At 48.6% G+C, this 24312-nt stretch carries 19 protein-coding genes; 6 read left to right on the plus strand and 13 right to left on the minus strand.

All coding sequences use genetic code 11. From position 1 onward, the window contains the following. Positions 1-10: 10 nt before the first annotated feature. The 9 genes from HMPREF7545_RS03300 to smc form a co-directional block, all read right to left on the minus strand. Positions 11-2104, minus strand: a complete 2094-nt coding sequence (locus HMPREF7545_RS03300; RefSeq protein WP_006696088.1) for a transglycosylase domain-containing protein — start codon at positions 2102-2104, stop codon at positions 11-13. A gap of 129 nt (positions 2105-2233) precedes the next feature. After that, complete coding sequence (locus HMPREF7545_RS03305; RefSeq protein ID WP_006694259.1) at positions 2234-4591, minus strand: endonuclease MutS2; 2358 nt, start codon at positions 4589-4591, stop codon at positions 2234-2236. A gap of 9 nt (positions 4592-4600) precedes the next feature. Beyond that, positions 4601-7099, minus strand: a complete 2499-nt coding sequence (locus HMPREF7545_RS03310) for a U32 family peptidase (protein ID WP_040571168.1) — start codon at positions 7097-7099, stop codon at positions 4601-4603. A gap of 5 nt (positions 7100-7104) precedes the next feature. Beyond that, positions 7105-7761: an SMC-Scp complex subunit ScpB gene (scpB, locus tag HMPREF7545_RS03315; protein WP_006696085.1), complete on the minus strand. Its 657-nt coding sequence runs from the start codon at positions 7759-7761 to the stop codon at positions 7105-7107. Further along, positions 7748-8476 carry a segregation and condensation protein A gene (locus HMPREF7545_RS03320; RefSeq protein ID WP_006694262.1) on the minus strand — a complete coding sequence of 243 codons (729 nt, stop codon included), beginning with the start codon at positions 8474-8476 and terminating at the stop codon, positions 7748-7750. Before HMPREF7545_RS03320 ends, scpB begins: the two co-directional genes overlap by 14 nt. Before the next feature lie 8 nt (positions 8477-8484). Then, positions 8485-9114 carry a site-2 protease family protein gene (locus tag HMPREF7545_RS03325; RefSeq protein WP_006694263.1) on the minus strand — a complete coding sequence of 210 codons (630 nt, stop codon included), beginning with the start codon at positions 9112-9114 and terminating at the stop codon, positions 8485-8487. Positions 9115-9130: 16 nt separating this feature from the next. Then, the gene (locus HMPREF7545_RS03330) at positions 9131-9676 is read right to left on the minus strand and encodes an NUDIX domain-containing protein (protein ID WP_006694264.1); all 546 of its coding nucleotides are present in this window, start codon (positions 9674-9676) and stop codon (positions 9131-9133) included. Between the two features lie 32 nt (positions 9677-9708). Beyond that, positions 9709-10644, minus strand: coding sequence for a signal recognition particle-docking protein FtsY (gene ftsY, locus HMPREF7545_RS03335; protein WP_006694265.1), 936 nt, complete (start codon positions 10642-10644; stop codon positions 9709-9711). Between the two features lie 24 nt (positions 10645-10668). Next, positions 10669-14232 carry a chromosome segregation protein SMC gene (gene smc / locus HMPREF7545_RS03340; protein ID WP_006694266.1) on the minus strand — a complete coding sequence of 1188 codons (3564 nt, stop codon included), beginning with the start codon at positions 14230-14232 and terminating at the stop codon, positions 10669-10671. A 144-nt stretch (positions 14233-14376) separates the two neighbouring features. Between smc and fba the strand changes: the two genes are divergently transcribed. From fba to HMPREF7545_RS03370, 6 genes are all read left to right on the plus strand, one after another. Next, positions 14377-15375, plus strand: a complete 999-nt coding sequence (gene fba / locus HMPREF7545_RS03345) for a class II fructose-1,6-bisphosphate aldolase (RefSeq protein WP_006696083.1) — start codon at positions 14377-14379, stop codon at positions 15373-15375. Between the two features lie 184 nt (positions 15376-15559). Beyond that, positions 15560-16792, plus strand: a complete 1233-nt coding sequence (locus HMPREF7545_RS03350) for an aspartate kinase (RefSeq protein ID WP_006694268.1) — start codon at positions 15560-15562, stop codon at positions 16790-16792. Between the two features lie 143 nt (positions 16793-16935). Beyond that, entirely contained in the window at positions 16936-18177 is a 1242-nt protein-coding gene (locus HMPREF7545_RS03355; RefSeq protein WP_006694269.1) for an aminotransferase class I/II-fold pyridoxal phosphate-dependent enzyme, read from the plus strand. Positions 18178-18323: 146 nt separating this feature from the next. Continuing rightward, positions 18324-18749: a 50S ribosomal protein L13 gene (rplM, locus tag HMPREF7545_RS03360; protein WP_006694270.1), complete on the plus strand. Its 426-nt coding sequence runs from the start codon at positions 18324-18326 to the stop codon at positions 18747-18749. Between the two features lie 26 nt (positions 18750-18775). Beyond that, positions 18776-19168, plus strand: a complete 393-nt coding sequence (gene rpsI, locus HMPREF7545_RS03365; RefSeq protein WP_006694271.1) for a 30S ribosomal protein S9 — start codon at positions 18776-18778, stop codon at positions 19166-19168. 124 nt (positions 19169-19292) lie between these two features. After that, entirely contained in the window at positions 19293-19736 is a 444-nt protein-coding gene (locus tag HMPREF7545_RS03370) for an RrF2 family transcriptional regulator (RefSeq protein ID WP_006694272.1), read from the plus strand. A 2-nt stretch (positions 19737-19738) separates the two neighbouring features. Here the strand turns inward: HMPREF7545_RS03370 and HMPREF7545_RS03375 are convergent, their stop codons facing one another. From HMPREF7545_RS03375 to HMPREF7545_RS03390, 4 genes are all read right to left on the minus strand, one after another. Further along, on the minus strand, positions 19739-21022 hold the full coding sequence (locus tag HMPREF7545_RS03375; RefSeq protein WP_006694273.1) for a DUF445 family protein: 1284 nt from the start codon (positions 21020-21022) through the stop codon (positions 19739-19741). Next, complete coding sequence (locus HMPREF7545_RS03380) at positions 21019-22251, minus strand: DUF445 domain-containing protein (RefSeq protein ID WP_006694274.1); 1233 nt, start codon at positions 22249-22251, stop codon at positions 21019-21021. Before HMPREF7545_RS03380 ends, HMPREF7545_RS03375 begins: the two co-directional genes overlap by 4 nt. Positions 22252-22261: 10 nt before the next feature. Then, positions 22262-23146, minus strand: a complete 885-nt coding sequence (gene galU, locus HMPREF7545_RS03385; protein ID WP_006694275.1) for a UTP--glucose-1-phosphate uridylyltransferase GalU — start codon at positions 23144-23146, stop codon at positions 22262-22264. 74 nt (positions 23147-23220) lie between these two features. Further along, the gene (locus HMPREF7545_RS03390) at positions 23221-24285 is read right to left on the minus strand and encodes a tartrate dehydrogenase (RefSeq protein WP_006694276.1); all 1065 of its coding nucleotides are present in this window, start codon (positions 24283-24285) and stop codon (positions 23221-23223) included. Between the last annotated feature and the right edge of the window lie 27 nt (positions 24286-24312).

The raw sequence follows: 24312 nt of genomic DNA on the forward strand, positions 1-24312 counted from the left end.
ACCCCTTTTCTTAGTTCTGTCCTTTTTCTACACCCATTCCAGGTTCCGGCGTATCAGAAGCTCCGGGAGACGGAACATGTGATGCCTGCGCAGCAGATCTATTTGGCCTATGCTTTCCTGCAGAAGAAGTCCCTGATGTTTTTCCGGTATCTTTTCCCTTCTCTTCAGAAGAACTTTTTCCATCATTTTCTTTCTCAGGAGTTTCGTTAGAATCCTCTGCATCCGATGACACAGGGTAAGACGAAGTTCCCTCAAAATGGCGTACCGGAAGGCCAGCGTGTGCCCTCAGCATAAACGCCTGCCATATCACGGCCGGTGTCATTCCTCCAGACATTCCCTTTAGGTCACCAACACTGTCATTTCCAATCCAAACGCCTGCGACAAGATCGGGGGTATATCCCACGAACCAAGCATCGTGATAGTCACTTGTCGTACCCGTCTTTCCGGCTGCAGGCCTCCCTATATTAGCGCTCGTCCCCGTTCCACGTTGGATGACATCCTCCAACATAGCCGACATTGTGGAAGCGTTCGCCGCAGAGATGACACTCTTTTCTTTACGTTCCGCTTCTTCGAGGACCTTTCCAGTACGTGAAACAACGCGAATAATTGCAACCGGATCGACATGAACCCCTCGATTAGCAAAGGTACCATATGCACTCGTAAGTTCAAGCGGCGACACTCCACGTGTCATACCCCCAAGTGCAGTTGCCAAGTTGCGATCATTAGTTGTTCCGTCAAGTACAAATGTTGATATCCCCATCTCCTGCGCATAGAAGATCGCCTTATCAATACCGATATCCTGTGCAATTCGAACCGTAGGAACATTAAGAGATAAGCGTACAACATCACGGAGGCGAACCTTGCCGGAAAATTTACGGTTATAGTTCTGCGGTTCCCAGCCACCGACCTTTAAAGGCTTATCATCGATGACAGATTCCGGCGTATAGTTATTTTCAAGTGCTGCTACAAAGACAAAAGGCTTAAATGCTGATCCTGGCTGGCGGACTGCCTGTGTCGCACGATTAAACTGATCAGTGCCGCGCCCACCTACCATTGCTTTAATGTATCCTGTATGCGGGTCAATGGCTACCAATGCCCCTTGCGGCTGAACGATCCCATTTGCATCAGTAAAATAGGATGGCAGATTCTGCATAGCAGCCTCTGCCGCAGATTGAAGATCCATATCAATAGTCGTATAGATCTTCAACCCGTCCTTATAGATCGCATCATCTCCATATTTTTCAGCAAGGAGCTGCAACACATAGTCGACAAAATAGGAGGCTCTCCCTCCCACATCGTTTGTGCTTTTTACAATAGGAAGTTCTTCTTTTTTCGCAGCACTTGCTTCGCTCTCACTGATATATCCGTATTTAACCATCTGATCAAGAACAACGGCTTTACGCTCTGTTGCAGCTTCCATATTGTTCAGAGGGGAATAATAGTTAGGGCTCTTTGGAATGCCGGCAAGCATGGCGCATTCATTGAGTGTCAGATCCTTAGCATCCTTGCCGAAATATGTACGTGCAGCGGCCTGAACTCCATAGGCTCCTTGTCCAAAGTAAATTTGATTCATATAAAGTTCAAGGATTTCCTGCTTTGTATACTGACGTTCCAACTGAAGTGCAAGAAAAGCTTCCTGTATCTTACGTTTTAAGGTTTGATCCTGGGTCAAATAGGCATTCTTTGCAAGCTGCTGTGTAATGGTAGAACCACCCTCGGTGACAGTGCGGCCTCGAATATTAGCCCAAATAGCGCGCATGATCGCGCGGGGGTCAATGCCAATATGATCGTAGAAGCGATTATCCTCAACGGCAATAAAGGCATTCTGAAGGTTTTTCGGAATCTCATTGATCCCCACGGGTCTACGGTTCTCCGCAGCATGAATATTAGCAATCTCATTGCCGTGAATATCATAGATCTGCGAGGATGCAGGCGGAACAATATCTTCGGCGAGATTTGATCTCGTATTGAGACTTGCAGTCAAAAATCCACAGCCTACGCCTATGATCATAACAAATAGAATCAACCCCACGACGAGAATTGCTTTCCCAAGAATGGAACCTTTATTTGATTTCTTAGCCGCTTTCTTTTCGCCTTTTTGCATAGATACCTTCTTGTTTTGATATTTTTCCATTGTGCTCTCCCTACACATGTGACTTCTTTATTTTAACACAAACTTTGAGTTTTGTAAGGACATTTTGTCAAAATCGAAAGCATTCACTGAGACAATTATCTATTTCAGTTTCACAATAGTTACACCGGTTCCTCCTTCTGAAATATCAGCGAAAGAAAAAGACAACACAAATTTATTATGTTTCAAATAATTTTGTAAACCTTTTCGCAAAGCACCTGTTCCCTTCCCATGAATCAGCAAGACCTTGGAAAGCCCCGTGAAAACGGCATCATCAATAAATTTCCCAAGAACAGACTCCGCTTCGGATACCGTCATCCCCCGTACATCAATCTGTGGACGAATTTCTACAGACTTTCTAGAAATCGACGCACCAATATGAACCTTATTTGTATCTTTTTTACTCTTTTTATGCCCGATAAAGGTACAAGCATTCATCTTGATAGTGGTGCGTAATCCTCCTACCTGAACAATAAGTTCTTTATCGCGAACCGAGAGGACTGTTCCCTCCTGCGCCAGGCTTTGGATATACACGATATCACCGTTTCGGATTTCACTTGGACGAACTGTTTTTCCAATCGAATTATTTTGGGGGACATATCCTTGAACATAAGCCTCATTCAGTCGATTCCTAGCATCTTGGATCATCTTTTGACGCTCTTTAACTCCGTGATCATCGAATTGCTCTTTTAGTGATTTAATCGTCTCTTCAGCGGTACGTCGAGCATCACGAATAATATTATTCGCCTCTTCGCGAGCCTTATGTAGAATGTTTTTCTGACTCCTCGCAATTTTCTCACTGGCTTCACGCAGCCGGGCTTCCAACATTGTCATCTCTTTTTCTTTTTTATAAAGTAGATCTAGTTTTATTTCATAATCCTTCTTTTTCTGTTCCAGTGCATTGATTACCTTATCAAAATGCATATGCTCTTCGTTAATATAGAGCTCTGCCCTCTGCACAATATCCTGCGACAAGCCAAGCTGCCGACTGATCGAAAAGGCATTGCTGGCCCCCGGTATACCCATCAGAAGCCGATAGGTCGGACGCAGTGTATTCAAATCAAATTCAACAGAAGCGTTCTGAATACCTGGCTGTGTATAAGCATACGTCTTGAGCACAGCATAATGCGTCGTTGCAAGAACAGAAATATGACACGTTCGAAAATGCTCAATGATGCTGCGCGCAAGGGCCGCACCCTCATCCGGGTCTGTACCTGCCCCGACCTCATCCAAAAGGATCAAATCCCCCGGCTCCGCCTTTTCGATAATGCGGACAATATTCCGTGTATGCGCCGAGAACGTAGAAAGACTCTGCTCAATGCTCTGCTCATCGCCAATGTCGGCATAGATATTACGGTAGACGGGAAGCGTCGAATCCGGAGCTGCGGGAAGGAAGCAGCCCGATTGTGCTAAAAGTGCTAAGAGCCCAAGAGTCTTCATACTAACTGTTTTACCGCCCGTATTCGGACCAGTAATCAACAGAATAGAAAATGCACTGCCGAGCTCTATATCAATTGGAACGACCTTATCCTTTTGGAGCAAGGGATGCCTTGCTCGTTTTAAACGGACAACTCCATCCCGATTCAGTATCGGCGGATATGCCTCCATCTCACGTGCAAGACCGCCACGTGCAAAAACAAAATCAATCTCTGCGAGGATTTTACAGTTATCGGCAAGGATGTCAGCGTTCTTGGCAATCTCCGCTGTCAGCTTCTGGAGAATTCGCTGAATCTCCTGCTCACGTGCAATCCCCAACTGCCGCACCATATTATTCAGTTCTACGGTAGCCAACGGCTCCACAAAGAGAGTTGCACCGCTGGTAGATTGATCGTGAATCACCCCAGGAAAATAATTGCGGTATTCTTGCTTAACCGGAATAACATAGCGCTCATCACGCACAGTGACAATTGCTTCCTGAAAGTATTTCTGATTCACTGCATCATGCAAAATAGCAGAAAGGCGGTCCTTTACGCGTGTCTGTGCTGTTTGAAGCTCACACGTAATCCTGCGCAGTTCCGGGCTCGCATCATCACGAAAATTGCCGTGCTCGTCAATGGTATCCTTCAAATGGCGCTCTACAATTCCAAGAACTTCAATGGGACGCGCCATCGACTTGAGGAGCGGTACATCCTGCATGAGATCACGAAAAAAATATTTCATATTGCGCATGCTGCTCATCGTACTCATGACAGAGCGAAGTTCATCCAGTTCAAGAACGGATCCCATCAATGCTTTCTTTAAGATCACACGCAAGTCATAGATGCCGCCAAAAGGAGGGGGCTGTATTTGCTGAACTTGCAATGCCTCTGCCGTTTCCTGATGAAGGCGCATAACCGCATCATAGTCTCCGGACGGGACAATATTGCGGCAGAGTTCTTTGCCACCTGCGGAGGAAGCATATGCAGCAAGCCAACTTTTGATTTTCTCGTACTCTAAGACCTTAAATGACTCAGTGTCCATACGCACCTCTTATAGGATTCCGCGGAAATAATGTCCGCGTGTAATATCGTTTCCCTCCTGCATCCGCAGATATTGCTCATCGTCTTCCTTCACGGGCGATTTACGCAGCATCGCATTGCGATACATTTCGACAACACGACAGAGGTCATGAGCAAGCATAGCACGGCCCTCAATCCGCAGTGTCTTTACGCCCATGCGAAGAAGGTTCTGCACATAGGGCAGCAGAGATAATTGTTTGCTGTTCAATATATGCATACGGCAAAATTGATCGGTCATTATGGGAAAGTCGACGCCCTTGCGGTCACGGAGGTAAAAATTCTGTCTGCGGCAAGGCATCGTGCATATTCCCGTATCAAGATCACCAAGAAAGCTGCCTACGACACAGTATTCCGATATCATTAGCGGAAGACGTCCGCTGACAAGCACCGTCAACGGAATGGGGCTTGTTTTTACAAGCTGCTCTATTTGCTTTCCGTTGAGTTCCGGCGAAAGAGTTGCTTCACCGAATCCATGGGAATGGAGGAACTCAAGTGCAGACGTATTATAGGAAATCATTGAGTAATCTGCGTGAAGTATAACGGGTACACGCTCACGCGCAAGGTGTGCTGTCCCAATATGATGAACATGCAGGGCTGACGGCAGTTTCTCCCCAAAGCTCTCAAATAAGCGAATCAAAGCTGCCTGCTCATCCCCGCGGACAATACGGGGCGTATTATAGTCAATTCGAATACCGAACGCCCGCGCATAATCCCACGCCATATCATAGTCCTTCGGCCGGAGTGCAGATCCACGGAAAGACTCTCCTCCGTAGAGAATTCCATCTGCCCCAGCAGCAACAGCAGCCTTCATTGACTCTATATCATCAACGGCCACCATAAGAGAAGCGGGGGTAGGCATATCCAATTCGTGGACGGTTTGCACTGCACTGGCTTCCCCGATAAGACACACCGTTTCGCTTCGCTTGCTCTGAAAGAGCCGGATGCGCACTTCCTCGAGTGCGGCGATAGCGGAACGGCGCACCTTATTGAGTTCACTGACCGGCACCATCACAGAATCATCCATATCGCACGAAAGACTCGCAAGGGAGAACAAGGTTGTGCCAAGGCGCCCCATTTGCTTTTGTACCGTTTCCATAGTGAGAGGACGGTTGTTTGCCGAAACAACAACATAGTCACTTTCGGCATCTGCTCGGTTTTTCTCATCATCCTCAATATGCAGGCGTAATTTTTCTCCAAGCCTTGCATGAAGGACTGCGTGAAGAGGAATTTTCTCAGAGCGTTCAGGATCATAGGACTGTCTGGCCTCATCCATGAGTCTCGCATCATAGATCTTGAATACTCGGTCATTCATATGTACTTTTCCGCGAACTACAAAAGAGATCGTCTCTCCTGCATTTGCCTCAGTGCACTCCTGCCCGTGCATTTTATACAGGCGTTCAATCTCGGTGCTGACACGTCCGCCCACTTTCACCCAGAAATCCACCTGATCTCCAACAGCAAGCTTTCTGGACAGCTTCACCGAGACCATATGCGTTTGGTGATCGTATGCTGTGACACGCCCAATCAAAAGGCCGCGATTGTTTGGTCGGCGATCACTCATCATATATCTTCCCTGGCGCTTTTCCATATATGCAGTTGTAAAGTCACGATTGAATACCTGTGCCAAATGATCCCGATCTGAATCGTCAACAGACGAGCTTCGTACACGAAGATGGTGGTCAATCGCTTTACGATACGTATGCACAATCGTTGCAACATACTCGGGACGCTTCATCCGACCTTCGATTTTCAGAGAGTCAATCCCCGCATCAAGGAGCTCCGGTATAAGATCTATTGTATTCAAATCACGCGGAGAGAGGAGAAAGTTGCCTGCGGATTCTCCCAACACATCTTTTCCCTCTGCATCAACCAGTGTGTAAGGCAAACGACAGGGCTGTGCACAGCGCCCGCGATTCCCGCTGCGGCCGCCGATCACACTGCTCATCAGACATTGCCCCGAATAGCAGACACAAAGCGCGCCATGCACGAAGCTCTCGATCTCAACATGTGTATTGGCACATATATGGCGAATTTCCGCAATGCTAAGTTCACGCGCCAAAACAACACGCGAAAATCCAAGTTCCTCTAATGCCTGAACACCAGCAAGGTTGTGTACCGTCATCTGCGTACTCGCATGAAGAGGAAGCTTTGGAACGACCTCCTTCGCCAGCCGTACTGCACCAAGATCCTGCAGAAGAACAGCATCTGCTCCCGCATCATAAAGAAACGACAGGTATTGCTTCAATTGCGGCAATTCATCACAGGCAACAATTGTATTAACGGCAACATGAACATGCACGTTTTTCAAATGTGCATGCCGAATGACCGCAGCCAATTCGTCTTCATCAAAGTTAGAAGCATAAGCACGTGCTCCAAACATCTTACCGGCCAGGTAAACCGCATTGGCACCGTTTTCAACAGCGGCAAGAAATGCTTCCTTCGTTCCCGCCGGAGCGAGTAGTTCAACCAATCTATTCAATCCTTTGTATCATGCGAAAATATAGGGGCACACCGTCCGTCATGCCCATTGTCATCGTTTATATCAGTATTTTCAATTGCATCAGCAGCATGCATCTCCTCAAAGAGGCGTAGCTGATCATCATCCAATGTAGCCTTTATGGCATCGATATCCGGCAATGTTGGGAGCTTATCAATGCTGTCCAAGCCGAATGCACGCAGGAATAAATCCGTTGTCCCGTAGAGAATAGGGCGTCCGACAACCTGCTTACGCCCAACTTCACAGACGAGTTCAAGCTCCAGCAGACGAGCAATCGACCGTTCCGCACGAACACCGCGGATATGTTCTACCTCCTGCTTGGTAATTGGCTGTTTGTAAGCAATAATGGAGAGTGTCTCCATTGCAGAGGAGGATAGTGTCGGCTGAACATGCTCCGATAGCTTTTTGACCCACGGAAAGGCATTCGGATGAGTCACCAACTGATAGCCGCCTGCAGATCTGCGCAGAAATATTCCGCTTCCTCGGCCAGACAACTCTTGCTCAAGCTGTGTCATGGATTCCTGAACCTCCCATTCGGGAGATTCCATGATTTCTGCCAGTTTTGATATAGTGATCGGGTCTCCGGCAGCAAATAAAACGGCCTCCAAAATATGCGTTCGGCTAAGAGACTGCACGGTTCCCCTCCTTCACTGAAATAGAGATCTCGTGATACAGATGTTCCTGCGTAAGAAATACCATCTGCATTTTTGCAAGCTCCAAAAGCGCCAGGAATGTCGACAGGAGTTCCTCCCTTGTGCCCGTTGGGAAAGCATCATTCAAACGGATTTTCCCATGGCTGCGCTTAAGCAGCTCCAGTATATCTGTCATCTTATCCTGCACGCGATATTCTTCGGCAGAAACAACAACAGCTGGGATCGCCGGCTCCTCCTGAATACGCTGAACATCCGAAAAAAACCGCATAAGAGAGTCTGCCGAAAGCCCCTGAAGCGGCAGACGGTATGCGGGAAGAATCATCGGAGAACGTTCAATATAAGGACTCTGTGCATCATTCATAGAAAAGAGAATGGCGGATATCTCCTTAAAGCGGCGATATTCAATCAGGCGCTCCACGAGTTCCAGCCTGGGATCCTCTTCCTTCTCATTCTCCGCGTCCGTCCTGGGGAGCATCATCCGTGACTTGATCCGCAGAAGAGTCGCTGCCATGACCAAAAACTCACTTGCGTATTCGATATCAAACTGATACAGCGTGTCAATGTGATCCAGATACTGTCGTGTCAAATCTGCAATTGGAATGTCATAGAGATCAATTTTATTTTTTTCGATCAGATGCATGAGGAGATCCATCGGCCCCTCGAATGCATCCAATTTAACAAGATAATCTGCTGCCATATGCAAGCCTAGAACAGGAGAATGTCGCCGAGAATCTTATACCCGCCGTATACCAGCTGAAAGAGCGGCATAAGAACAACACTGAGTACAGGTGTTGCAATAAATACCAGCATGATCAATATGCTGTAACGTTCAAGTGATTGATAGCGATAGGCCAAGTCGGGCGGGAGAAGATTGCGCAGGATATGTGACCCATCGAGCGGAGGAATCGGCAGCATATTAAAGATTGCAAAATTGACATTGTAGATGAATATCATCTGAATAATCCCATATGTAATCGGAGAAACGTCTATATTATGCAAACGAATCAACAACATCGCATAGAAAGCAATGAACCCAAGAAGAAGATTCATAGCAGGACCTGCAACCGAAACCAGAATATCGTCCCGTTTCGGCTGGCAAAAATTACTTGGGTTAACCATCACAGGTTTTGCCCAGCCAAATCGCACCAGAAAAAGCATGATCAGTCCGACAGGATCGATGTGTGCACGCGGGTCAAGTGTCAGGCGGCCCATCAAACGCGGTGTAAAATCCCCAAGAGCAACCGCTACGCGCGCATGTGCATACTCATGAAAGGTCATCGCTATAATAAGCCCCGGAATCCCAAGCAGTATCTGTGTAAAATCAAATTCGAACATATTTATCTCCCGCTCATCATCTGATCAAACGCTCTGCAGCCATCATCAAAGAAATGATTGTTTTTGAGTCAATAATTTCTCCAGTTTTTACAAGGCCCAACGCTTCAGAAAACGACATTTCAACGACGTTGACAAACTCATCTTCATCCGTATGCTGGGAACCGGCAGACAGGTTCTGTGCCAAATACAGATGAATGTATTCATTTGAAAAACCAACCGTTGTTGCAATAGTTGTCAATTTTTCATATTGCTCCGCCGTATATCCGGTCTCCTCCGACAATTCCCGACACGCACAATGCAGAGGATCCTCTCCTGCCGCATCCAGTTTTCCTGCGGGCACCTCCAGCGTTACTTTCTCAATAGGGTACCGATACTGCCGTACCAGAATCACATTTCCATTCGGCAGGACAGGAAGCACGGCAGCGGCCCCCGGATGGCGAATCCATTCTCGTACGGCCCTCTTTCCATTGGGCAGGCACACAATATCACGACATACATGAAGCAGGGTTCCGTCAAAGATGTTCTCGCTGCTGCACTTTTTTTCTACAAGATCCTCATGCATAATAACGTCCCTTTTCAGTCAACTATAATTGTTTATGCCTCTGCCTCATTCTCACCTTTGACAAAGAGGGCACTCACAAATTCCTCCGCATGGAAGGGGCGAAGGTCGTCCATCCCCTCTCCGACACCAATCCATTTGATTGGAATCGAAAGTTGAGACTTGATTCCAATGGTTACACCGCCCTTGGCCGTCCCGTCCAATTTCGTAAGCACAACACCAGAAACGGGGGCTGCTTGTGTAAAGATTTCTGCCTGGCTGATCGCATTCTGCCCCGTTCCGGCATCGAGTACAAGCAGAGTCTCATGAGGCGCTCCCGGGATTTCACGCCCAATCACACGATAGATCTTCTCAAGTTCCTGCATGAGATTCGACTTCGTTTGGAGACGCCCTGCCGTATCAACGATAACAATGTCGATATTTCTGGCTTTTGCGGCCTGTAAGGCATCAAACACAACTGCTGCCGGATCTGAGTTTTCTCCATGTTTGATGACCTGTGCATCGGCACGCTTCCCCCAGATCTCCAGCTGATCAATGGCTGCAGCACGAAACGTATCGGCAGCAGCAAGCAAAACCGATTTCCCCTGCCTGCGGTAATATGCACTCAGCTTGCCGATCGTCGTGGTCTTTCCGACACCATTGGTTCCAACCACCAAGAGCACTGTGGGGCCCTGCTCCGCCATATGAAAGGTCTTTTCGCCAGATTCCAGAATCCGCACAATCTCCTTTTCCAAAAACGGTATCAAATCCTCCGGAGTTTGTATTTCTTTCTCTTTGATCCCCTTACGCACCGCCGAAATAAGCATCTCTGTTGTCTTTACGCCGACATCCGCCATCAGCAGAGTCTCCTCAAGATCATCAATCAGCTCATCATCGATGTCGGCATATCCGATAATGAGGCGCTCAATATTCTGCGTGAAGTTCTCACGTGTTTTTGCCAATCCTTTTTTCAGTCGGTCAAAAAATCCCACACTAAACTCCTTTCTGTCTGTGGATCAGGCACTCTGTTCCGATTCATAATCCTTCAGGCGAATGGACAGGACCTTTGAGACCCCTGCATCCTCTACAGTAACGCCATACATGGTATCGGCTGCACGCATCGTCCCCTTGCGGTGCGTAACCACAATGAACTGCGTATCCTTTGCGAACTCCTGCAGAAACTCTCCAAAACGGGACACATTTGCCTCATCCAGCGCCGCATCAATCTCATCCAAAATAGAAAACGGCGAGGGTCGATACCGCAAGAAGGAGAAAAGCAGTGCAATAACTGTGAGTGCCCGCTCCCCGCCGGAAAGAGCAGACAGATTCTGCCGCTTCTTTTCCGGCAAAGTCACAAGGATCTCAACACCGCTGCTTAGTATATCCTCTTTGTCCGTCAGGCGCAATTCTGCAACACCTCCACCAAAGAGGCGCACAAATATCTCGTTGAAGTATTCCTGAATCTGATGGAATGCATCACGAAATCTGTGTGTCATATCCTCATCAATCTTCCGAATGATGTGTTCAATATCCTGTTTTGCTGCCTTTAGATCCTGTATCTGAGCCTCTTCCGACTCATATCGCTTTTTCTTCTCCTCATACTCCTCAACAGCATTGGGGTTTACAGCACCGAGGCCATTGATTGCATTCTCCAAGAAACACAGACGTTCGTCCAAAAATTCCTGTTCTACAGCCTGCACCTGTGCGGCAGCACTCTCCGGCGTCAGCCCGAAATCAGACAGGATGCTCCCGCGACAGTCCTCCATGCGTATGAGCGTCCGTTCCAAACGCTTATCATATTCATGCTGCTTTGCACGAACAGCCTCAATTTTTGCGACGCTGTTTCGGACAGCAACATCCAGCACACGGGCCTCGGCCTCATGTGCCAGGCGCTGGTCTCTCAGCACGGCACTGCTCTTTTCACGATCTTGATATAACGCATCCAGATCTGCAATGTCGCTTTCGAGTTCAGAGAGCCGTACCTCATCTTTTTGCAGTTCATCCGCAAGCTGCTCGCGCTGTTCTGTAATATCTCTCAGAGATTTTTCTGCCTCTGCATGATCGAGCTCACGGGAGTTTCTGTTTCGTTCTCGCGTTTCAATCTCAGCGGATAGAGCTGCCAAGGAAATGTCCAACTCATGCAGATGCTCTTCCTGCTCTCTGCCGGCAGAACGCAGTCCTGCGCATCGCTCATTCAGCTGTACAATGGCCTGTGCGAAACGCATCTCATGTTCCTCACACTGCGCCGTATGGCGCTCAATTTGCGTACGCCTTTGCACCATCTTTGCACCATGAGCAAGGCGAGTCTCTTCTGCCTGCTCCATCGCATGAATCATTTTCGTCTGATCAGATATACGTTCTCTTAATACATCGCATTTTCCGCGCTCCTCCATGAGCGTCTGCGCGAGACGATTGGCCGTCTCCTTGTGCTCCGCATATTTCACATTTGATTCCTTGAGCAAGGTTCTTTGCTCCTCTAAGGCGGAACTTTGCTCCCTATATGCTTCCTCACAGGCATGCAGTTCCCTGCTCATCGCGTCGATTTCCGTACGCCGATTCAATAATGTGGTCTTTTGCTTGCTGCGGCCTCCGCCAGAGAGCGACCCGCCCGGGTTCAAAAGTTCCCCTGTCAGCGTCACAATACGGAGACGATACCCCTCCTGCTTCGCCATAATCAGAGCTTCATCCAATGTCTCCATCACGAGAGTCTGTGCAAGCAAATGATCGATAACCTTTTGAAAACGGCCTTCTGCTTGGACAAGTGTATTTGCCCAGCCAATGACGCCTTGGCAGCAGCGCTGATCAATTTCACGCGGACGGCGCACCGTAATTGTCGTCAACGGCAGAAAGGTAACACGTCCCCCGTTTTTCCGCTTCAAATAAGATATCGCCGCTTTTGCCGTATCCGTATCCTCTGTGACAATATTTCGCACACTCCCGCCAAGCGCCACATCAATCGCCAAAAGATAACGCTCAGGAATGCTGATGAGATCGGCAACCGTCCCGGCAATGCCGTTCCTCCAGCCTTCCGCCGCCTGAAGAACGGTCTGCACATCTCTCCCAAAGCCCTCATAGCTATCCTGCACACGCTGCTGAAAATCAAGCGTTTGGCGAATACGTGTGCGTTCCAGATCCGTTGTCCGAAGTGCTGCCTCCCCGTGTTCGATTGTTTTGCGAAGATCCTCTGCAGCCATTCGGAGGCAATCTCTTTCCTGCGATATGTTCTGCAGTTCTTCTGCAGTAAGATCAATCTGCCTCAGTTTACTTTCAAGTTCGTTCTGTACGTCTGCAAGAAGACCGCGTCGGCGCTCATATTCTTCCTTCTGCTGCCGCCGATCCTCATCACCTGTACGTACAGTATTCAAAGCAACTGCAAGTTCCTCACGCAGCCGTGCCAATACATGCTGTACAGCAATACGCGAACGCTCCTGCTGCGCCAGCTGGTATTCCCCATTTAGCAGCAGCTTATGCAGGCGCTCAGATTCTGTTCTCACCACCTCCTGTTCCGTTTTTTTATCCTGAATTTCAAGTCTCTTTTGCGCCAGAAGAGCATCGAGTTGGGCAATCTCCTGCGCTGTCGCATGAATTTTAGAAGAAGCTGCCTGAAGCATACGCTCAATGTCCTCTTGCCTGCGATGCCTCTGATCCTGCTGGCCTTTGATAAGAGCGGCTTCCTGTCGGAGCGTGTCAAGATTGTTCTGCAGTCTGCGGCTCTCCTGCTCTTCTGCTTGCAGACGAAGGTCAATCGATGCGATATTTTCCTCGATCGCCCCCCTTTTCTCCTCCGCATCCATACGTTCCCGTATTTCACGAGCCTCTTCATCTCGATGCACATTCAGTGCCTGGGTGATCGACTCCTGTTCCCGGATGAGTTGATCATATTGCTGCACCAGTGCCACGAGCAGATACTGCCGCCGCTCCTCATCAAGCTTGCGGAACTGCATTGTCTTTTCTGCCTGTATGGAGAGCGGCTCCAATTCCTCTCTATGCGCACACATAATATCGCCGAGGCGCACGAGATCTCCCTCGTTTTCACGCAATTTCCGGAGGGCTTCCTGCTTCCGCGTGCGATACTTCGTGATACCTGCCGTTTCCTCAAAAAAAACGCGGCGGTCCTCCGGACGGCTGTCAAGAATGTCATTCAATCGGTTTTGTCCGATAATGCTCATGCCGTCATGCCCAATCCCCGTATCTGCAAAGAGCTGATAGATGTCCTTGATGCGACAGCGCGAGTCATTCAGATATATCTCACTGTCGCCATTCCGATAGAGACGTCGCTTAACAACAACCTCATCATAATCAATCGGAAGTGTCTTATCTCTATTATCAAAAACCAATACAACTTCAGCGACGCTGAGCGCACGCCGTGCTGCAGAACCGGAAAAGATGATGTCCTCAGAGCGCAGTCCGCGCAGCATGCGGATGTTCTGTTCGCCAAGGACCCAGCGAACCGCATCTGTAATGTTGCTTTTTCCGCTGCCATTGGGGCCCACAACGGCAGTAATCCCACGGTCAAACTGAACCACAATCCGCTCGGCGAATGACTTGAACCCATACGCTTCCAAGCGCTTTAACTGCACGCAACGCACCCGCCTTTACAAATTGGTCCACTCATTATAACAGAACAGCTTGGAAATTTCAAAAAGCGGTATCTTCCGTAAATGATCTATGATATAATGAGAATACTCATAGGATTTTTTAGCTTTTTATTAGGGGGTAATCACATGCCACTCGTCGGAACAAAGGAAATGTTTAAGAAAGCCTATGACGGCGGATATGCCATCGGCGCTTTCAACGTCAACAACATGGAGATCGTTCAGGGCATTACGGATGCTGCTGGCGAACTCAAGTCTCCTCTGATTCTGCAGGTTTCCGCAGGTGCGCGCAAGTATGCTCGCCACGAGTATCTGGTTCACCTCGTAAAAGCCGCTCTTGAAATCAATGATATCCCCATCGCGCTGCATCTCGATCATGGTGCAGACTTCGATATTTGCAAATCCTGCATCGACGGTGGCTTTACCTCTGTTATGATTGACGGTTCTCATCTTCCTTACGATGAGAATGTCGCTCTTGCAAAGCGTGTTGCAGAATATGCGCACGCGCACGGCGTCGTTGTCGAGGCAGAACTTGGCCAGCTTGCCGGCATCGAGGACGACGTTAATGTATCTGCAGAGGATGCATCCTACACCAAGCCTGAGGAAGTACAGGACTTTGTTGAAAAGACGGGGGTCGACTCCCTCGCCATCGCCATCGGCACCTCGCACGGCGCATTTAAGTTTACCCCCGATCAGTGCACACGCAACGCAGACGGCGTTCTTGTTCCCCCGCCGCTTCGTTTTGATATTCTGGAAGAGATTGAGAAACGCATTCCCGGCTTCCCCATTGTTCTCCACGGCGCCTCCTCCGTTATTCCAAAGTACGTGAAGATCATCAATGAGAACGGCGGCCACATGCCGGACGCTGTCGGTATTCCTGAGGATCAGCTGCGACGTGCGGCAAAGTCCTCCGTCTGCAAGATCAATATTGACTCCGATCTTCGTCTTGCGATGACGGCAGGCATCCGTGAACACTTCAAGAAAGAGCCGTCCCATTTTGATCCGCGTCAGTATTTGACCATTGGCCGCAGCTATATCAAAGACCTCGTCACACATAAGATCAAAGAGGTTCTCGGCTCCGACGGCAAGGCATTGGAAATTCAAGCTCTCATCAACCAAAACAAATAAGTTTCCGATTATATCAGCAACTCAATCATTCTATGACCTCATCCCACTACCTGAGATGGGGTCATGTTTTTTGTCCTGTACTCCTGCGCGTATGGTCTTTACTGGACACTGCCTCATTTTTCGAGTATAATGGTTCAGCAATTCACCAGTATGGGAATTATATCAATCCATAGGGGGACATTATATGGCATTAATTGTGAAAAAATTTGGCGGAAGCTCTGTGGCAACGCCTGAAAAGATCAAAAATGTAGCAAAACGTATTCTAAGTGAGAAAGCCCCCGACGATCGTATTGTCATGGTAGTCTCTGCCATGGGTGACACAACAGATGACCTCATCTCACTCGCAGGCGAAGTAGTCGAGAACCCCTATCAGTACGCCCGCGAAATGGATATGCTGATGACTACGGGTGAACAGATCTCCATTGCGCTCCTTGCCATGGCCTTCCGGTCAATGGGACAGCCGGCCGTCTCCCTCACCGGCGCAATGGCAGGCATGCGAACAGATGACGCACACACAAAGGGCCGTATTCTCGGAATCCATCCATCCCGTGTTCATGAGGAACTGGGCAAGGGCAACATTGTTGTGATTGCAGGCTTTCAGGGTACGGATGCAGAGGGAAATCCGGTCACTTTAGGACGCGGCGGTTCAGACACCTCGGCTGTTGCGATTGCCGGAGCAATTGCGGCCGACACCTGCGAAATCTACACCGATGTGGACGGTATTTACTCGGCAGATCCTCGCATTGCTAAGGGTGCACGCCGAATGTGTGAAATTACGTACAATGAAATGCTTGAAATGGCGCGTCTTGGCGCTGGTGTCATGCAGCCGCGCTCTGTGGAGATGGGACAGCTTTACGGCATTCCCATCCACGTCCGCTCTACTTTTACTTCGGAACCGGGAACCATCATTAGGGAGGAATACACTGTGGAAGAAAAGTCCTTTATCATTCGCGGCGTTACACACGACGAGCACGTATCCAAGATCACAGTTCTGGGTGTGTCGAATACCCCGGGAGTCGCACATAGGATCTTCTCCGCACTTGCCGATGCAAATATTGACGTAGACATGATTGTACAGAGCATTCGCAGTGCAGAGTCCAACATGACGGATATGGTCTTTACGGTTGCCTCCATTGACGCAGAAGAGGCGCGTCAGGTTGTGGAAGGCATCTCTGCAGAGACCAAAGCGTCCGCAGTCGCCATTGACAATGATGTAGCAAAGATTTCCATTGTCGGCGCAGGCATGCTCGGCAACCCGGGAATTGCGGCCCGCATGTTCGGCGCTCTTTCCCGTGCAGAAATCAACATCGAGATCATCAGCACGTCCGAGATCAGCATCTCATGCCTCATCAAAGGCGGAAGCGTCAAAGACGCAGTCAACATGATCCACGATGAATTCTTCCATGACGAAACATAATTACAACACGAAGAATACCTGTATACACCGGTTAAAATAATGGACACCAGTCTCAGAAAGCACTATCATCATTACGTGTTAATGACAGAATTGCTGATATTCATTTAATCAGTGGATTCAGAGAAAAGGAGAGCGTATTCATAATGGCTATTCAGATGGCAGCATCACACGCGGCTTCGCGAATACTAAAAGATGCAATTTTCGGTGCCGCAGCGGCATGCCGCACAGCAGCTGCAGTGCACGGTGAAGAGAATGTCGTAAACGCAACCATCGGCGCCGTAATGGACGACGCAGGAAAACTGGCACATCTTCCCACCGTTGAGCGCGTATTTCGCTCGCTTCCTATTGAGGACTACATTGCATATGCGCCGATTGCCGGACTTCCCGAGTATCTGGAAGCCGCAATTGACATCACCTTTGCCGGGAACCGGCCGGATGGCTTTCTGGGAGCCATTGCAACTGCCGGCGGTACGGGCGCGCTTCGTACGGCCGTAGACGACTACGTCGAAAGAGGAGATCAGGTTCTCACCTCTGATTGGTTCTGGGGGACCTACAACGTCATTTGTCAGGAGCTTGGATGCTCTGTGACGAATTTCCAGCTCTTCGATGAGGAAAATAATTTTAACAACAAGGCCTTTGCTGCATCTGTGGACAGACTCTTCCAGACGCAGGAGAGTCTGCTCATCATCCTGAATACCCCGGCGCACAACCCGACCGGATACAGCCTTTCCTTGGAGGATTGGGATCATGTGTTGGAGACGATAAAGAAACATGCAAAAGAGGGAAAGAAAATCCAGCTGCTCGTCGATATTGCCTACATTGACTTTGCTGGTGAAAAGTTTGAGACCCGCAAGTTTATGCGCAAGTTTGCAAATCTTCCGGAAAACATCCTGACGCTCTTTGCATTCTCAATGTCCAAGGCATATACATTCTATGGGCAGCGCTGCGGCGCCCTCATCGCTCTGTCTTCCAACAAGGGAGTCATTGATGAGTTCAGCGAAATCAGCAAGTATGCGGCTCGCGCAACATGGTCGAATATCAACCGCGGGGCCATGACACTCCTGACGCGGATTCAGCAGGACAGTGCGGCATATGCCTCCTATGAGGCAGAGCGCGATGCACTTTATCATCTGGTGCAAGAGCGCGGCGACATATTTATGAAAGAGGCAGCAGCGTGCGGTCTTCCCGCTCTCCCCTACAAGGGAGGCTTCTTCCTCGCCATTCCGGCTGCAAATCCCCAGGCGGTCTGCGACCAGCTGCACGAGGATCTCATCTTTGCAGTTCCCTTGAAGATGGGTGTGCGCATTGCGGCCTGCTCTGTTCCGAGCAGAAAGATGCACGGAATTGCTGAAAAAGTCAAACAGGCAATGGATAAAATTTCTTGACATTCTGCCTAAAATTTCATAGAATAGCGACGTGTGATATTTTTTCATGTATCCATTAGCCCCGGAGACGTGAGTGCATATCGCATCAACTCATAATAATTGAAATCTCTTACTCTCTAGGGGGGAATTACGTGAAAACCACGGTTATGGCAAAAGCCGCCGATGTTGAGCGCAAGTGGTACGTTGTAGATGCTGAGAATCAGACGGTCGGTCGTCTTGCGGCAGAGATTGCAAAGGTTCTGCGCGGCAAGAACAAGCCCATCTACACACCGCATGTCGATACCGGTGACTATGTTATTGTCATCAATGCTGAGAAAGTGAAGTTCACGGGAAAGAAGCTGACGGACAAGACCTATTTCCGTCATTCCGGTTATCAGGGCGGCACGACCTTTACGACTGCCGGTCAGATGCTCGAGCGCTTCCCGACCCGTGTCATTGAACACGCTGTAAAGGGCATGCTTCCGAAGAACAGCCTCGGAGCACAGATCTTCCGCAAACTCAACGTTTACGTTGGTCCCGAGCATCCCCATGCAGCACAGAAGCCTGAACCGCTGGCGTTTAATATTCGCTGAGTTTCATAAAAGGAGGAATCTGTTCGATGGCACAAGTCACATATTACGGCACAGGCCGCCGCAAGACTTCAGTCGCTCGTGTTCGTCTCGTTCCCGGCGACGGCAAGGTTACAATCAACGGCCGTGAAATGGCAGAGTACTTTGGGCTCAAGACGCTCGAATTGATCGTTCGTCAGCCTCTCAATCTGACCGAAACGGTTGATAAATACGATGTTATTGCCAATGTATCCGGCGGCGGTGCATCCGGTCAGGCCGGTGCAATTCGCCACGGCATTACCCGCGCGCTGATGGAGATGGATGCGGAGCTTCGTCCTGCTCTCAAGAAAGCAGGCTTCGTCACACGCGATCCGCGCGAGAAGGAACGTCGTAAGTACGGTCTCAAAAAGGCACGTAAGGCTTCTCAGTTCTCGAAGCGTTAATATTAATATTTACGCATATAAAATCCCTTCTTCTTACGAAGAAGGGATTTTTATTTGACATTTCTCCCTCTTTAACATATTATATTGATATAAAAGATATGCTTTATGAAAAGAGGCTGTTTTTATGAAAATCTCTGCAAAGGGGCGCTATGGACTGGCTGCTATGATTGTTCTTGCACGCAGCTATGAATCCTCCTCCCCTGTTACCATCATCAGTATCTCAGAACACCTTGGAATTTCTAAAATATATTTAGAGCAGGTGTTTTCTCTATTGAAGCGCAGCAAGCTTGTCAACTCGATCAAAGGCTCTCAGGGCGGCTATCAGCTTTCTCGGCATCCACGCGAGATTACAGCTTACGAGATCCTATCCTCGATCGAAATTTCCCTGATCGAAAAGACTGGAACGGTCTCCGAGAAAATGGATCAGCTCAATCATGTTCTCGCTCGGGAACTCTTTGACCAGCTTGATAAAAATATCTTTGAGACGTTGAACGCCATTACCCTAGAAGGGCTTCTTACTGCACTCATTCACGAAGAAAGCAGCGAAACACTGATGTACTTTATCTAAATTTATAGGACGTTCGTACAAATAAAGAGAAGCAGACCTATGCATCCGCCGACAAGAGATCCATTGATCCGAATCCAAAGCAAATCCTGCTCCACTTTATTGTAAATCAAATGATTGAGTTCTTCATCTGTAAGCCGCGACAACACATTACCGACAACAACGCCAACCAGCGTCTGGGCGTGGAGCGCAGAACGTGCCAGCAGATCGTACAATACCTTCGCTATAATCTTCTGGAGTTCCTGCCGAGACTGAACCAGTGAAAGCATATGCTGATATTCGACATGGAGAATATTGCGCAGCTGCAGATAGAACGCAGGCATATGCTCTTCGATCGGATCTACTTCACGGCTCAAATCCATCTGGAAGTGTTTTCGAAGCCCTTGGAAGAGACGTGCAAGAGTCTCGTCGATTGGAAGTTCCTGAGCAATTTTTTCCTGCAGCTCACCGATCAGATGAATCACCTCTTCATCTCTGCGAAGGTCCGACAAGCAGTCATGGATAAGTGCAAGGGTATTATTCTGCAAAGAGGAGTTCTCTCTTCCGAGTTCTTTCAGCACATTGCATGTATGACGCTGAATCAGTTCAGCCCCCTCATCCAGATTGACCGTATTTGTTGCTTCAAGGAGATGTGATAAAAAACCATCACCAATTTTCTCATATTCCAACTGTGCAAGCGCATCTCGAATCGAGGTCCTTGTTTCCTCTGTTGACACTTCGCTTACAAGAAGAGAAGAAATACGCATAAGAGCTCTTTTGTTCCAGCCATTTGAACCTGCGAGCAAAGCAAATCGATGCATAAGTTCTAAGGGATTTTCTCTCAGCAGAAGGGCCTTCAGACGCATGGACAGGTAAGCAATCATCTTTTTATTATTTTTACGAAGAAAAGACGCCCGAATAAAATGCAGGACCATTCCCGTCAGCTGCTCTTCCGTTTCCTTTCGCTGCAGATATTCCTGGAGCATAGGAATTAAATGAATTTTTTCCATATGGCGAAATATCTTACGCCGGGAAAAGAACTCTTTTTGCACCATAATAACAATTGATTGAATGAAACTGTCCCGCCGCCGCGGTAAAATCGCTGTATGATACGGAAATCCCAGCGGCTTACGAAAGAGCGCAGTGACAGCAAACCAGTCCGCAGCTCCTCCGACAAGAGCGGCTTCGCTGACGGTCAGTAGGCCATCGGCCCAAAGGGCATTTGGAAACTGCAAGTGCAGATATAAAGAAGCAAGAAATGCAAGGAAGGAACCTGCAAGAGCCGCATCTGCCTTATTGACTCCAATCATATCCCCCACACCCTTTCTGCCATCGTCACTACAACTGACAGAAGCATGCCGACAAGTGCACCGACGATTGCCCCATTGATCCGAATCATCTGCAGATCTGTTCGCACCTTTCGCTCGATAAAAGAAACGAGTTCATCATCCGATTTTTGATTCAGATAATCACGGATAAATGCGGCTATCATATCGTGATGCTTTTCTACTTCTCCGGCAGCCAAATTTTTCATCCATCGATCTGCACGACTTCTCCAGCCATCCGAATGAATAAACAGATCCATTTTTTCATTCAAAATCTCTCTGACGTAGGGAACCCAAAAGGGATGATTGTTCTTCACGCGCTGTTCAACAAAGTCTGCCAGAATACTTTCTATGTCAATCTTCTTGATGAGGTAGATTTTATAACGATGAAGTGCTTCATACAAGGGCGCATCTTTCTGCATGGAGGCAAAAAAAGAAGAAAGTGCCCGGACACCATCTATATGGCGCTGATCCGAGGGGTTCATGGCAGACTGCAGGATCTCTTCCAAGCGCGTTGTCATCCATCTTCCAATCATCTCATCATCAAAAAAAGATAAAACAAAAGCACGCACCATACCGTCACCTTCATACTCCTTCCGTATGGAGGCGATATTCTCATGGAGCATGTCTTGAAATATCTGTGTATGAACCAATGCAAGCCCCATACGGATCAGCATATTGAAAATGCGGTCTGTATGGGGTTCTTCTCTCAGAACATCGAAGAGTTCAGCAAAGCTGTCCTCCAGGGGCAGTGCATGAAGTGCCTGCATGACATAGGGGCTCAGTTCTTTCGAGATACGCCGGCTGTCAATGTCGGCCGCAACATGCCGAAGGATATCGACAGCCGCCTCAACCAGCCTTTCACGCCCCCCCCGGTGTTCTAAATACTCTGCAAGAAGTGCGCCTATGTTTTCACGCTCGACAACATCCATGATGTTCTCTTTGCTAAGCAAATCATCCGATGAAAATTTTACAAGCGACTCCATAATGCGTGCTCGGTTGCGGCGAAGTATATCTGTTCGATGTGATATGCCGAGTGGACGTCCAAAAATTGCCTTCACTGCAAACCAATCTGCCAGTCCGCCCACTGTTGCAGCTAAAAAGCCGTGATGAACCACGCCTGCAAAGAGAAAGTCCCCGCCTTTTCCAGCCGTCACGGCCGCACCGATCACACTGAGTGCAAGAGCCAGATTCGCTTGATTTTCTTTCTGCAATAGAATCGCCTCACATCGTGTCTACGATTTTTTTAAGATAGGCTTGAAAAGGACCTCCGAGATCTGGGCGCCGAAGAGCAAACTCAACCGTTGCTTCCAAGAAGCCAAGCTTATCTCCTAAATCATATCGCTTTCCCTCAAAATCATAAGCATAGACAGCCTCGCGCTGTGCAAGTACTTTGAGCGCATCTGTCAGCTGGATTTCCCCGCCCTTCCCCGGCTTTGTCTCACCAAGGATGGAAAAAATCTCCGGCCGTATGATATAACGGCCAAGTACGGCCATACGACTGGGGGCCTCCTCAAGAGACGGCTTCTCCACCATGTCGGAAACACGCATCAGGCGGCGGTTTTCAAGGGTCTCTCCCCCAACAATACCATAGGAAGATACCTGCTCATCCGATACGATCTGACAGCCAAGGACAGATCCCCCCGTCTCTTCATAGATGTCGATCAGCTGCCGCAGCGCGGAACGCTCCGGATGATAGACAACGTCATCACCCAGAAGGACAGCAAAAGGCTCGTCGCCGACAAAACTCCGCGCACAAAGAATTGCATCGCCAAGACCACGCATATATTTCTGGCGTACATAGTGAACATTTACATCCGTTGTTTCCCGTACGACATCAAGGAGGTCCTGCTTCCCTTTTCGTGCAAGTTCATGTTCCAGTGCCGGTGCTGAATCAAAGTGATCTTCAATGGCACGCTTTCCATGCCCGCTGATAATCAAAATATCTTCAATTCCGCTTTCCAGAGCCTCCTCAACGATGTATTGGATGGTCGGTTTATCCACAATGGGCAGCATTTCCTTTGGTGTCGCCTTTGTTGCGGGAAGAAAGCGTGTTCCATAACCTGCTGCCGGAATCACAGCTTTTCGTATGTACTGTCTCTTCTCCATATCATATACGCTCCATCCATTATGTAAATAGAGCGCAAGGCGTTCAGCCTTGCGCTTTTCTTATATGAAAATACTCAGCGTCCCAGAATCTCAAGCACAGCTGCACCAATATCTGCGGTCTTCGCACTGCCGCCAAGATCAGCCGTTAATATTCTCCGTTCCATGAGTAAAATCTCGATTGCAGAAAGCAGTCGTTGTGACCACTCCCTCTCTCCAAGAAACTCCAACATCTGACTGACAGACCAGATGGATGCCAATGGATTGGCAATCCCCTTTCCCGCAATATCCGGAGCACTTCCATGAATTGGCTCAAACATCGACGGATACTTTCGTTCCGGATTGAGGTTTGCCCCCGCTGCGAGGCCCATTCCCCCAGCAATTGCCGCGCCAAGATCCGTAAGGATATCGCCGAACAAATTGCTTGTCACAACAATCTCGAACCGTTTTGGATCTTTAACGAAGAACATACTTGCCGCATCAACCAAAAGGCTATGCGTCTCTACATCGGGGTATTCCTGTCCAATCTCCGCAAAAACCTCATCCCAAAAAACCATAGAATAACGCAGTGCATTTCCTTTGGAAATTGAGGTGAGTGAACGTTTTTCATGCCGTGCAAGTTCAAACGCGTATCGTATAACACGCTCACATCCATGGCGAGAGAATACAGCCGTCTGAAATGCCACCTCACGTTCCGTATCCGAGTACAAACGTGCGCCGACATTTGCATATTCCCCTTCACTGTTCTCGCGCACTACAATCATATTAACATCTTCCGGCCGTACATCGGCAAGAGGACACGGGGCACCTTTCAGGAGACGAATTGGGCGGAGATTGATGTATTCATCAAAACCACGCCGAATACGAAGAAGTAAGCCGCCGAGAGAAATATGATCAGGTACTCCCGGATATCCTACTGCACCAAGATAAACGGCATCAAATCCGCGCAGGAGATCCATACCATCAGCTGGCATCATTTCGCCCGTTTTCAGATAGTATTCACACCCCCACGGAAAATCTGTAAAGGAAACAGAAAAATTCCCATCTATTCTGGAAATCCCGGAGAACACCTTCTTGCCTTCCTCGATCACTTCGGGGCCGACACCGTCGCCGGCAATTACCGCAATGTTAAAATGCTCCATATGCCTTCTCCGTAATCAACTGTGAGA

This window comes from Centipeda noxia ATCC 43541 (genome assembly GCF_000160555.1).
Taxonomy (GTDB): Bacteria; Bacillota; Negativicutes; order Selenomonadales; family Selenomonadaceae; genus Centipeda; species Centipeda noxia.